Origin of the sequence: Neobacillus sp. KR4-4, from assembly GCF_042136325.1 — a bacterium.
In the GTDB taxonomy this organism is placed as follows: domain Bacteria; phylum Bacillota; class Bacilli; order Bacillales; family Cytobacillaceae; genus Neobacillus.
In genome coordinates this window covers 50,282-63,342 of record NZ_JBHHJU010000017.1, presented here as the reverse complement: position 1 = coordinate 63,342, position 13,061 = coordinate 50,282, and the positions used below count along the sequence as shown (strand labels likewise).

Here is a 13,061-nt window from a genome sequence, read left to right as displayed (position 1 = left end):
ATTTCGAAGTTTTTAAAAGGTCCAATTTGAATCTTTTATTCTCATCCACTTTTTTCAATATGAAAGATTCTATCCAAACCTTTGACCCACTAAAACAAGGGTCGCTATAACTTTCAGTGAACTAGCCAAGGGAAAAAAGAAAAGAAAAAAGAAAAATTGTATAAAAGAAGTTACACTCAACAAAGACTATCAACATAATCTTTTGAAGGGGTTTTTAAACATGAATAGATGGGAAAAATTAAACGAAATAATTGAAAGAATACCAACAATGTCTGATGAAGAATTAATTTCATGGAGTGAAGATTGTTCCAAAGAGTTAGAAAGAAGGAAAATGGTCAAAAAGCAAAAACTCATGAAAGCCAAAAAGGAAAAAAGAATGAAACGAATAAAATAAGAAGGTGCTGTTTTATGAAATTTGTTGATCAAACTGGATTACATCCGCATTTACTAAAGATGTAAAAGCGGATATTTCTCCATTTGGTCCAATGAATGGGCAAAGCGAATGTCAAAAATATCAATTAGAGATTCAATTCATTTTCGGCAATTGCTAATTGCATATTTTCAACAAAAAAAGTTTTATTATAATGTATTCAGGTTTAACAGGAATTGAAAATATTTTCTATTGTCCTGATTTCACTACCATGCTATGATTAAAAAGATAAATGTGAACAATTTGTGAAATTTACGATGTATTAAATATGAGTCTCTTTTAATACGAAACAGCGAACCTGTTGATCGGTTTAAAGGTTTAACTCATATGACAAGGGAAAAATATTATAACAGTTGGTGCGTAACAGCGAACCTGTTTGAGGCGAACCGTTGTAATGATTCAAATGGGATTCCGCCTTTTTTAAGGAATCTTCAAAGAATCTATTACAATGGTTTTTATTTTTATTCCGTTATATAGTATACTTATAGAATAAACATCATTAACATAGTGATAATATTGAGTAAAAACAAGTGAGTTGAGTCATGTGAATAAATATGAAGCAGAATTCAGTAATATTGTTCGCGCCTACAGAAAACGTCATATGGGTAAAGGCCCTAGTCAAGTTCGTACAAAGTTTTGCAAAAACTGGGCAATTTGTGAATTGGAAGGTAATTTATCTCCGATTGAAAAATTTATTGCTTCAGCTGAAGATGGGAAACAAATGTTACGATCTGCTCGTACAGAAATGGTCAAAGAGATTTATAAAAAAAACTACCCTCAGGAAATGGAAGAACTACTGGGCGTAAAATTCATTCGTGTCTTTGTGGATATTGATATTGAAGACGATATGGGGATGTCAATCTTCGTGTTTGATCAAGATATTGAGGAAAAGTTTAGCTAAAAAGTTGATTTTGATAAAACATCATTCAACTACATATTGTTGGCACTTGACAGCGACCCTGTTAAAGACTAACCACCTAGAGCTATTTGTCCGTTTTAACGGATGAATATTTTCTTAGGTGGTTTTTTATTCGAAAAATAGCAATTGACATAATTAAGGAGGAAATGAAAATGGGGAAAACGCAACATCCAGGACCACAAAAAAAGGCAAAGTTACCTGCTCCTAAATACTGGGTAAGTCCGATTCCATTTGGACTAGGAAAGATTAAGCCGCAGCATATCCGCGATACAATGAAAATCGCATGGGATAATAAAGATAATATCGGCTATGCCACACGGATTATAACGAAAGGGGTTTGTGACGGTTGTGCACTTGGTGTGTCTGGGTTATATGACCAAACATTGGATGGACCACACGTTTGCACCACACGTTTGAATGTGCTTCGCCTAAATACAATGCCTGCGATTCAACCTGAAATCCTGCATGCAGACATTGATGAACTTAAGAAATATGATAGCACTGAACTTCGTAAGCTGGGGCGGATTCCTTATCCGATGATTCGTCGCAAAGGGGAACGTAAATTTTCACGGATTACTTGGGATGACGCCATGGATCTCATTGCAGAAAAAATGAAAAAGTTGGATCCAAAACAATATGCTTTTTATTTAACCGCTCGAGGGATTACAAACGAAAGTTATTATGTTGCAGCGAAAGTCGCGCGTTTTCTTGGGACGAATCATATTGATAACGCTTCCCGTATTTGTCACGCTCCCAGTAAAACAGCTTTAAAACGTTCGATTGGTGTGGGAGCTTCTACATCCAATTATCTAGATTGGATTGGAACAGATGTCTTATTGTTTTGGGGAAGTGTTGCTTCGAACTCATCACCGGTATCTTCAAAATATATGCTTGAGGCCAAGAAAAAAGGGACCAAAATCATTGTGGTTAACCCATACCGCGAACCAGCCATGGATCAGTATTGGATTCCTTCAAACCCTGAGTCTGCTTTATTCGGAACAAAAATTGCCGATGATTTCTATCAAGTCAATATCGGCGGGGATATTGCCTTTATGCATGGAATTATGAAGCATTGGTTTGATATGGAAGTAAAAGCATATGGTTCGGCGATTAATCATGAGTTCGTAGAGGACCATGTAAACGGTTACGAAGAATTGAAGAAGAAGGTCCAAGATCAATCTTGGGAAGATATCATCGAGTCATCAGGCGTTTCAAAAGATAGAATCATAGAATTAGCTGAACTTCTAGCGAACAGCAAAAATGCGGTATATGCGTGGGCGCTTGGACTGACGATGCACTCTTTTGCGACAGACAATATTTCTCAAGTCGCAAATTTGGCCCTCCTGCGTGGACACTTAGGGCGAAAGCACGCTGGTCTTATGCCGTTCCGTGGACACTCCAGTGTGCAAGGCAGCGGAGAAATGGGGGCAGATCCGTTTGTTTTACCTGGCGGAGGCTGGGACGAAAAAAATGTAGAACGAATCGAACAGCTTTGGGGATTTGACCTGCCAAACTGGCAGGGGGATATCGTTGGCGTTACCCTAGAAAACATTGTCCTTCCAGAAGATCATGAGCGGAAAGTGAAATTATATTACCTTTCTGGTGGTAATTTCTTAGAAACGATGCCAGACCCTGACTTTATTGAGAAGGCCTTATCCGAACTGGAGATTCGCGTTCATCAAGATATTATTTTAAACACATCTACGTTAGTTGATGCGAAAGAAGCTGTCATCGTGTTACCGGCGAAAACCCGTTATGAGCAAGAAGGAGGCGGCACGAGTACATCAACAGAACGGATGGTTTACTTCTCTCCTGAAATTACGGGTAACAAAAATATGATTGAAGAAGCACGTGCGGAATGGAAGATATATCTTGACCTTGCGAAGCGTGTGAAACCAGAAACAGCCCAATTGGTAGATTTTGTTGACGGTCAGGCCATTCGTGAGGAAATTGCCAAAGCAAACCCTGATTACAATGGAATTCAGCATTTGAAAAAGCAAGGAGACGTGTTCCAGTGGGGTGGTGCTTGGTTATGTGAAGATGGAGTTTGTCCAACACCAGATAGCAGAGGTACGTTAATTCCAGTTGATATCCCGGATTTAAATAAAAAACCGGAACAATTTATTATTACCTCCCGCCGTGGCAAGCAGTTTAACTCGATGGTGTATAAAGAAGTGGATCCGTTAAACGGTGCCGGTCGTTACGATATTTTAATGAGTCCTGTTGATGGGCAAAAATTAAGCATTGCTGAGGGAGAAGGCATTGTTGTTTATAACGGCTTTGGTGTCTTCCAAGGTACGGCTAAGTTTGTTGATATTGCACAGGGAAATTTAGAAGTTCATTTTCCAGAAGGGAACTATTTGCTGCCGCGCGGTCGTTATGAGAAATTTGCCGGCATTCCGGATTATAACATCATTGTTAATGTAGAAAAAGCAGAACGATATCATGCACGGAAAGATACTCAATATTTAGAAAAGCCAATTGCTGATCTCGAAACAGAGGTTGGTTAAGGGTAAGAAAATCCATGGAAAGGGGTACTTCATTTGTTAAAGGAAATTACTACTTCTCAAAATATTGTCAAGTACAATGGACAAAACTTCATCGAGGAAGAGGATGACATTGCCGTCGAATCTGCCCTAACGATTATATTAGATGGAACGGAGTTTGCCACCATGGTGTGCACCCCTTCTGAATTGAAAGAATTGGTGGTCGGGTTCCTAGCTTCTGAAGGTGTGATTCGAGTCTACCAGGATATTCAATCAATCCATATCGATGAAGAAAAAGGTTTTGCATACGTTGATCTTGTAAATAAACATTCTATCCAAAAAGATTTCCATTCGAAGAGATTTATTGGATCTTGTTGTGGAAAAGGGCGGCAATTTTACTTTCATAACGATGTAAAGACAGCGAAAACGGTTATGACCAAATTGACGGTTACACCAGAACAATGCCGTGAGTTAATGAAGCAAATGCAAGAAAACTCTTCACATTTTCAACAAACCGGCGGGGTCCATAATGCAGCTCTATGTACGAGGGATGGAATTGTGGCAGCACGAACGGATATCGGTCGACATAATGCACTCGATAAACTTTTTGGCTATTGCTTGATTAACCGTATACCACTTAAGGATAAAATCATTGCTTTCAGTGGCCGAATTTCATCCGAAGTGTTACTAAAAGCAGCCAAGATTGGAGTAGGAATTATTCTATCAAAATCTGCACCTACCAATCTTGCTCTAGATTTAGCAGAAGAACTAGGAATTACAGCAGTTGGCTTTATCCGAGCGAACGGATTTAATGTGTATACCCATCAGGAGCGCATAAAAGGGATTGAAAATAAGCGTTCATCAATATCTGTTTTATAGGGATTTTGAAAAATTCATTTAGTGGACAGATAATAGTGTCAGGCACCTCCATTTTGATATGCTCCCGATAAAGTAGACAGATGAAATAATAAAAATCTGTTTACTTTTTTGGGGGCTTTTTCTATGGGGAAATATTCATCACAAGAAAAATTTGAGATAATAACGGCTTATGAAAACAGAAAAATCTCAGTTTCAGACTTTTGTAAACAACACCACATATCTTCTAGAACTCTGAATGATTGGATTTATCAATTTCAGACATATGGAACTGAATGGCTTCAGGGTTCGGGGGAATGGAAGCGGTATTCGAAGAAAGTAAAAACAGCTGCGGTTAATGACTTTCTTTCGGGTCAATTCTCTCAAGTTGAGATTGTACGTAAGTATGAAATATCAAGTCGTTCAGTGTTACAAGGATGGATTAGGATTTATAATGATCATAGAGAAATAGAAGAGACGAAAAGGGAGAAGAACTCTATGATTAAAGGCCGATCCACGACATTTGAGGAACGATTTGAGATTGTTATGTATTGCATACAGAACGGGAAAAACTATCAACAAACATCTGATCACTTTAATGTTTCCTATCAACAGGTGTATCAATGGATAAAGAAGTTTGAGAAGGAAGGACCGGACGGTCTAGAAGATAAGAGGGGGAAGCGTAAAACGGAATCAGAGTTAACCCCTGAAGAGAAAATACAGCGCGAAATGAAGCGGTTAGAGCAGGAAAATGAACGCCTTCGGGCGGAGAATGCATTCTTAAAAAAGTTGGAGGAACTCGAAAGGAGGCGGTTAAAGAGATAAGCCAGGTCCGTTTGGCCGATAAATATACAGCTATTCAAGAACTTCATGAGAAAGAGAAATTCTCCATTGTGCTATTATGTGAAATTGCGAGAATTCAACGCTCTTCTTATTATAAATGGCTTAATCGCACCCCTCCTGAGAATGAAAAGATGAATGAGGAAATCCTGGAGGAGATAAAACGTCTATATAAGAAAGTGGACGGTATATATGGATACCGCCGCATTACGATGAACCTAAATCGTACCTTACCAAAGTCCATTAATCATAAACGAGTGTATCGATTAATGAGAATAGCTGGAATACAATCCGTTATTCGACGCAAAAGGAAAAAGTATAAGCCAAGCACTCCACAACATGTAGCTGAGAACATCTTGAACAGAGAGTTCCACGCAGAGAAGCAAAATGAAAAATGGTTAACAGATGTAACTGAATTGAAGTATGGAGTCTCACAAAAAGCTTATTTAAGTGCGATTTTAGATTTGTACGATGGATCCATTGTCAGTTATGTATTAGGCAATTCAAATAATAATCCATTGGTATTTAATACCCTCGATTTAGCTTTGGAAACTAACCCAGGAGCAAAACCTATCCTCCATAGTGATCGAGGATTTCAATACACTTCCCCTACTTTTAAAAGGAAAATTGATAAGGCAGAGCTGGTTCAGAGTATGTCGAGGGTCGGAAGGTGTATCGATAATGGACCAATGGAAGCTTTTTGGGGAACATTGAAAAGTGAAAAGTATTATCTGAACAAGTACAGCACCTTTGAAGAGCTGAAGAAAGACATTGAGGAGTACATAAAATTTTATAATTATGAACGATTACAAAAAAAACTAAACGGCCTAAGCCCCTTAGAATACAGGGCTCAAGCCGCTTAGTGTCATTTATTTATTTCCACTGTCTACTTGACGGGTGTCACTTCATTTTAGAAGGTGCCTGACACTATTTTAATAACGTGAAATAACCCAAGTGATTTAATCCTCACTTGGGTTTGATTTTTTTCGCGGTGTGCGATGGTCTTCTTACGTAATTGTTTTCACCGTTTGCAGTATTTTATTTACCAAGCTTTCAGCATCATCAGCCTCGATGGTTGTTAATTGAATACGGCAGAACGGTCTTACCCTGCATTCTAAACACCTTCTAAAACAGTCTACAATGCTAACATCTACATCATTCTGATAATGCAGTCGAAGAAGGTCAATGACTTTGTCCGCATCAGTTACCTTAATATTACGCTCACAAAACTTAGCCACTCTCATTCTACTTTTTCTTCTTTTATTAGAATACTCCTATTCCTCATCATAATGAGTAAATTGGATATCCAAAGTACGAAGGTATGTTTGTAGACCTGCATCTTGGATGGGGATGATGAATGCTGGTTCCCCTGATTCATTATGATGAGAGTGCCACAGCCCTGGCGGGGTTACGAAGGCTTTTCCTGTTACCCAGTCAATTCGAATTGGATCAATAATTTGTTTTGTAAGAGGGTCTACCTTATCCCCCACTAATGTATAGGTCCCAGGTGCAGCATAAGCAACAAAGTCAAGGGCAACGGATTTATGACTGTGAGGCGCCTGGTTTGAGCCTACAGGAACAATACCGAACATAGCCCATAAAACATGTGTAATGGTTAAAGTCTGTTCGAAATTTTGATTATTTAATAGAATGGAGATACGATTTTTTAAATGGGCATCGGGTGCATTAGCTACCTCATCTAATTTTGCCTTCGCCTGTTCCGCAGTATAAAGTGTCGGCTTAAAACGCGCTTCCGTCGCTTTAGCTCCCAAGTAATCAAGGAGTGGAGTGTCCAAAATATAATAAATGGTGGAATCCTCAGACGCAAAATGACGACTACTTGATCCGGCTGGAAGTGTTAAAAAGTCACCTTTTTTCCAACTGATGGTTTGACCATTGACCTCGGTTGTACCAGCCCCGGAAATAATATAGTATAATTCACTGGTTGCGTTTGGCTGCGTCTGAATCGAATCTCCTGCATTAATTCGGATAAAATGTGCAAGCAGGGACGGACTTGTTGCAGGATATTTGGTTTTCAACTCGTTCGATAAATCCAATGATATAATACGAGTTTCTCCTGAATTATATAGTTCAGGTGCAAATTCTTTAGGAGGAATCGGACTAATAATCCCACTGCCAATTGGATCAGCAGCCGTACTATACTCGTAAAAAAGGGCATCCTCGGTCCAGTTTTCGCTTACAGTTCCAATATGAAATTCCCCAGGTTGAACATTTTTTGACATATGTAATCCTCCTTTGATATGAAAAATATTTTTGTTCTAATCATTTATATTATAATACCAATTTAGGTATAATGGTAAATTTTTCTTCTGTATTTAATATATGAAGAAAAAAGTAAACAATTTAAACAATATAAAGAATATTCATTTGACAAATCCCTCTTATAAGTGTAATTTACATATATGGTTATAAATTAATTGGAGGTTTTATATAATGGAATTTAACAATGAGTTCGTAACAAATTTTGGTGAATCTCTTTACAACATTTGGACTAACAGCTTGGACAAGGTGACTGATTCTCAAAAAGAAATAGAAAATCTTTTGCTACAAGCATTCGCAACACAAAAAGAATCATTGGAGAAAATTACTGGTGACATGAATTCAATCCAGGAACAACAGAAAAACCTAATTGCTGAAGTTCGCGATTACATAAAGGAAAATATTGAAACAGTTTACGGTGAAGAAACAAGCCAAACTTTCGAAAAGTGGAATGATGAACTGGATGAATTAAACAACCGTGTTCAACAGTTGACCTCATCTCCATATAAAGAAAGTTTAAATTTATTAAATCAGGCACAAGAGCAGTTCCAACAATCGATTAAAAATAGTATCGAAATGCAAAAAAAGACTAGTGAAGAAGCTTTAAATCAATTTAAAATTGCACAAAAAGGATTTATGGATTTATTTGAATCCAACACAAAAATGGCATTTAATTTATTTAAGTAGAAGATCACTTCCACTTTTAATTCAAAGATTGCCTACAAAAAAGACTACTTCCATATGAATAGGAAGTAGTCTTTTTATGTTGTAGTAGGTTTAGCCGTCTTTTCTATGTTAGTGGTATAGATGTGAATGGATTGGTTTTGGTTATGCTTTAAAGCTATCTTGCCATTTAAGTAAACGATGTTCTAAAAAGCGGACAATCGAGTCGGATATTTTACCCGCAAGAGCAAAGATGATAATGCCAACAAAGACAGTGTCTGTCTGCATAAATGAACGGGCATCTTGGATCATGAAGCCCACACCTCTATCTGCACCCAATAACTCGGCGACAACTAAGCACATCCAGGCAGCGCTTAGGGCTAATCGTATACCAAGTAAAATATTCGGTAGAGAAGCTGGAATCATGAGCTTAGTGATTTGCTCTATTCGGCTGTACTCTAAAATTTGAGCAACATCGTATAGTTTTTTATCTACATTACGAATGCCTAAAAAGGTTTGTAAATATAGAGGGAAAAAGGCCCCTAAAGCAATAAGTAATATTTTAGATAATTCACCAAACCCCAACCACATAATAAATAGTGGTGTAATCACAAGCAGTGGGACAGTGCGGAGCATTTGGATACTTGGGTTTAAATATTCCTCCGCCCTTTTGTTCATGCCAACAATGACACCTATTAATAATCCAAGAAAACCGCCAATAGCAAAGCCGAGAAATGCTCGAAATAAACTAATTTGCAAATGTTTAGCCATCTCCCCTGACTGGATTAGTTCTATGAAGCGGTTGACAATTAACAGTGGTGATGAAAATAATTGTTCGGACAAGATTCCGAGCGAACTTAACAATTGCCATAAAAACAATACGACAACAGGCAGCGTTAATCCTCGCCAAATAGAGTAACTTTTTGTTTTTGCTGCTTTCTTTTTCTTAATGGAAATGGCTTTGTTCTGTGCAATTGTTTGTGTAGACATTGATATCATCCTTCCTTTTTTAGTTAAATGCTCCAATCTTCTATTTCGTTAACTTGGTGATCAAGTAGTTTCAAGATAACGGTTCTGTATTCTTGGAAAGCTTTACTAATCCTTGTTCTTGGATAAGGTAAATCAATAGGGACAATCCCTTTGATTCGCCCTGGTTTTGCATCCATGACGACGACTTTAGAGGACAGAAAGATCGCCTCATCAATGTCGTGGGTGACAAGCATCATTGTCGTCTGATTTTCCTCCCATATTTCAAGTAACGCTTCTTGGAGATGGTTGCGGGTGAAGGCATCTAATGCACCAAACGGTTCGTCTAACAATAACACTTCAGGATTCCGCAGCAAGGCCCTGGCGATGGCCACCCGTTGAGACATTCCCCCGGATAATTGCCGCGGATAGGCTTTTTCAAATCCGTTAAGTTTTACAAGTGAAATTAACTGGTCCACTTTTGAACGTATATCTGGATCTTTTAATGACAAGTTACCTGCAATATTTTTTTCTACGTTTAACCATGGAAATAAACGATGTTCTTGAAAAATAAAGCCGCGATCCTTAGAGGGACCATTCACAGACCTTTCAGCAATCTTAATCTCGCCTTCAAAATCTAAATCAAGTCCAGCAATTAATTTCAATAATGTACTTTTTCCGCACCCGCTGGGACCAATAATAGTTAGAAACTCACCATATTTTACGGAAAGATTAAAATCCTCTAAAACTCTAATACTTTCATTGTCACTGTTAAACGTTTTTCTTACATGATTAATTGTTACTGTGGCTACCATAATGTTCATCATCCTTTCTTAAAATAAAAAAAGAGATTCAGCGAAAAGACCTATGTGTCTTTTCGCCGAATCTCCAGTAGACTAGTCGATTCATTCGAATGAATTAATTTATAACAATTTAACATGGTTAATAGTAATAATCAAGACATTAAAACCAACTAAATTTATAGGAATAATCAAAAAAGTAATTGACAGACTATTTGGAACCCTGATAAGATGCATTCATACACAAACCACTTGCCAATTTAGTCCAATTAAATAAATAGTGATAAAATCCACTAGTCGACTAGAGATTTAACAAAGAGAGCATCAGGCTCAATTTGTTGGATCTCTTTTTGTTTTTCTGATATTAACCCGACTATATCACTAGGTTAAGTGGGAAATAAATAGTCAGGAGGCGAATGAAAAGAGGTTTACGTTGGTTTTCAAAAAAATATAAAACATGATAACTAGGAGGAATTTAAAAATGACAGCTTCTCAAACAAAACAATTAAAAGTGGTACCACAAGCAGGAAGAATTGGTGCAGAAATTCAAGGTGTTCAATTAAGCGGGAATTTAGAATCAAGTATCCTGAATGAAATTAAACAAGCACTAAACGAGTACAAGGTCGTATTTTTTAAGGAGCAAAATCATTTAACGGATGCATCCCAAGAAGCGTTTGCAACATTATTAGGTGAACCATATGCACATCCGACCGTACCAGTAAAAGATAATACGAACTATATTTTTGAGTTGGACTCTGCGGTAGGTGCAAAAGCGAATCATTGGCATACGGATGTTACCTTTGTTCCTGAAGTTCCGAAATACTCCATATTAAGAGGGGTAACCATTCCAGAGGTTGGCGGTGATACGGTTTGGGCAAATACGAATGCAGCGTATGAAGACCTTCCGGATGGCTTAAAAAAATTAGCTGATAAGTTATGGGGAATTCATTCCAATGAATTTGATTATGCACAGTATAAACGAAGTGATATTGATGTTAATGAAGTGACAAAAAAATATCGTGATGTTTTTGAATCAACGGTTTTTAAAACAAGACATCCAGTTGTACATGTTCACGCCGAAACCGGCAAAAAGCATTTGTTATTAGGAGGATTTGCGGGAAGGTTAGAAGGCTATACAACCAGCGAATCTGAAAGATTGTTAAGTATCTTTGATTCTTATGTGACTCGTTTAGAAAATACCGTCCGCTGGAAATGGTCGGAAGGGGATGTGGTCATTTGGGATAATTTGGCCACGCAACATTATGCAGTTGCAGACTACGGAGATCGTCATCGTGTGGTACGGCGTGTAACAGTCGGAAAAGACGTACCTGTTAATCAAGAAAACGAGGTAAGCCAATTAATAGTTAAAAAATAAAATCTAACCCATTGATAATTAGAGGTTCCGATACGGGGATTACACTCATGGACGAACCTCTTTTTTTCATAATAAGGATACATACGAGGAGATTTAAAGATGGAGAAATATCGTAAGCACTTATTAGGAATATTATTGGTCATTTCCATGATCTTTTTATTGGCAGGATGTGGTTCATCCGCAGAAAAAACAGCTGCAAAAAATGCTCATGTTAAAGTGAATATTGCATTAAATGGAAAGATGGGACCGTTAGTCATTGCAAGGGAAAAAGGCTGGTTCGAAGAAGAGTTTAAGGGGCTGAATGCCGACGTTAAATGGAGTGAATTCACAAGCGGACCCCCGCTGTTAGAATCACTGGCTTCCAATCGTGTGGACTTATCGTTTTTAGGTGATGGTGCGTTAATCGCAGGTTTAGATAAAAAACTTCCATTTGAAGTGATTGCCCAAACCGGTACAGGAGAATCGAATGTTCGGATTTTAGTGCAAAAAAATGGAGATATTAAGAACATTAAGGAATTAAAGGGAAAGACCGTGGGTGTTCCTCTTGGGACAACGGCTCATGTGTATCTAATTAAAGCATTGAAAGCGAATGGTTTAACGACGGATGATGTGAAACTCATCAATCTTCAACCCGATGATGCCCAAGCGGCCTTCGAATCCAAAAAATTAGACGCATGGTCCGCGTGGAATCCGTATTACCTAAATAATGTTGAAAAAGGGAATGCAGTAACTCTAGATGTAAATAAAAAAATATTTGCCCCTGGTGCTATTATAGCAAGACAAGGCTTTGCAAAAGAACATGCTGAGATTGTTCAAGCCTATTTAAGAGTGTACAAAAAAGCAGCCGATTGGCAAATTGAAAATCCAGACGAAGCATCGGAAATCTACTCACGTGCAACCAAACTTCCAGCAGAACTAATTAAGAAAATCATCACAGCCGAAAAACCTAATATCCTTTTTACAGAGGAGTCTATTAATGCCCAGCAAGATTCCATTGACACATTAGCCGATGCAGGGTACATCAAGAAAGCATTTAACTATAAAGAACAAATCCATAATGAGTACCTTGATGCAGCTTTTAAAAAATAGCAACAAAAAGTGAAATAGGTAAAATAAAAAGAGTGCCTGACACCATCCGATTTGATGGATGTACTGCAGCCGACGCTAATGCTTTAGCGAGTGTTATGACTCCAAACTCAGATGAGCGTACACAATTATAAAGCTGGTCTAAATTTACAAGTATAATAGGTACTATTTTGGGATTAATTCTATTTCAATTTTTACTAAGTGCCCTTTCACCAAATATTTAGTTACAAAGGGAGCTGACCTTATTAGGTTAGCTTCTTTTATTCAAGCAAATCTAAATCTTATAGATTTAATAGGGAATATGGAAACTTGAAGATGAATTTCTAAATAAATAGAAAATTTAATAGTTATTATTCTATAG

General features: G+C 37.7%; 12 protein-coding genes. 8 read left to right on the top strand and 4 right to left on the bottom strand.

Annotated elements, in window-relative coordinates:
* Window positions 1–220 precede the first annotated feature (220 nt).
* The 5 genes from ACE198_RS17345 (at window position 221) to ACE198_RS17325 (ending at window position 6,393) form a co-directional block, all read left to right on the top strand.
* Window positions 221–394 (top strand): hypothetical protein, encoded by a 174-nt coding sequence (locus ACE198_RS17345; protein WP_251462426.1) that lies wholly within the window; start codon window positions 221–223, stop codon window positions 392–394.
* A 580-nt stretch (window positions 395–974) separates the two neighbouring features.
* Window positions 975–1,331, top strand: a complete 357-nt coding sequence (locus ACE198_RS17340; RefSeq protein WP_375376420.1) for a Na-translocating system protein MpsC family protein — start codon at window positions 975–977, stop codon at window positions 1,329–1,331.
* A gap of 170 nt (window positions 1,332–1,501) precedes the next feature.
* Window positions 1,502–3,859, top strand: a complete 2,358-nt coding sequence (locus tag ACE198_RS17335; protein ID WP_375376419.1) for an FdhF/YdeP family oxidoreductase — start codon at window positions 1,502–1,504, stop codon at window positions 3,857–3,859.
* A gap of 33 nt (window positions 3,860–3,892) precedes the next feature.
* Window positions 3,893–4,714, top strand: a complete 822-nt coding sequence (gene fdhD / locus ACE198_RS17330) for a formate dehydrogenase accessory sulfurtransferase FdhD (protein WP_375376418.1) — start codon at window positions 3,893–3,895, stop codon at window positions 4,712–4,714.
* 123 nt (window positions 4,715–4,837) lie between these two features.
* A protein-coding gene (locus tag ACE198_RS17325) for an IS3 family transposase (RefSeq protein WP_375376417.1) occupies window positions 4,838–6,393 on the top strand; the annotation gives its coding sequence in 2 pieces (ribosomal slippage) (window positions 4,838–5,483 and window positions 5,483–6,393; 1,557 coding nt in all).
* Between the two features lie 144 nt (window positions 6,394–6,537).
* On the opposite strand, the gene ACE198_RS17320 is transcribed toward ACE198_RS17325, so the two are convergent.
* Window positions 6,538–6,774: a DUF1450 domain-containing protein gene (locus tag ACE198_RS17320; RefSeq protein ID WP_098573239.1), complete on the bottom strand. Its 237-nt coding sequence runs from the start codon at window positions 6,772–6,774 to the stop codon at window positions 6,538–6,540.
* Window positions 6,775–6,804: 30 nt separating this feature from the next.
* Window positions 6,805–7,773 carry a cupin domain-containing protein gene (locus ACE198_RS17315; RefSeq protein WP_375376416.1) on the bottom strand — a complete coding sequence of 323 codons (969 nt, stop codon included), beginning with the start codon at window positions 7,771–7,773 and terminating at the stop codon, window positions 6,805–6,807.
* Window positions 7,774–7,984: 211 nt separating this feature from the next.
* On the opposite strand from ACE198_RS17315, the gene ACE198_RS17310 reads away from it, so the two are divergent.
* Entirely contained in the window at window positions 7,985–8,497 is a 513-nt protein-coding gene (locus ACE198_RS17310; protein WP_375376415.1) for a hypothetical protein, read from the top strand.
* A 141-nt stretch (window positions 8,498–8,638) separates the two neighbouring features.
* Here the strand turns inward: ACE198_RS17310 and ACE198_RS17305 are convergent, their stop codons facing one another.
* Both ACE198_RS17305 and ACE198_RS17300 read right to left on the bottom strand, forming a co-directional pair.
* The gene (locus tag ACE198_RS17305) at window positions 8,639–9,463 is read right to left on the bottom strand and encodes an ABC transporter permease (protein ID WP_375376414.1); all 825 of its coding nucleotides are present in this window, start codon (window positions 9,461–9,463) and stop codon (window positions 8,639–8,641) included.
* A 23-nt stretch (window positions 9,464–9,486) separates the two neighbouring features.
* Entirely contained in the window at window positions 9,487–10,254 is a 768-nt protein-coding gene (locus ACE198_RS17300; protein ID WP_375376413.1) for an ABC transporter ATP-binding protein, read from the bottom strand.
* A gap of 466 nt (window positions 10,255–10,720) precedes the next feature.
* Between ACE198_RS17300 and ACE198_RS17295 the strand changes: the two genes are divergently transcribed.
* Together ACE198_RS17295 and ACE198_RS17290 are read left to right on the top strand one after the other, a co-directional pair.
* Window positions 10,721–11,614, top strand: coding sequence for a TauD/TfdA dioxygenase family protein (locus tag ACE198_RS17295; protein ID WP_375376412.1), 894 nt, complete (start codon window positions 10,721–10,723; stop codon window positions 11,612–11,614).
* 99 nt (window positions 11,615–11,713) lie between these two features.
* Entirely contained in the window at window positions 11,714–12,703 is a 990-nt protein-coding gene (locus ACE198_RS17290; RefSeq protein WP_375376411.1) for an ABC transporter substrate-binding protein, read from the top strand.
* Window positions 12,704–13,061 lie beyond the last annotated feature (358 nt).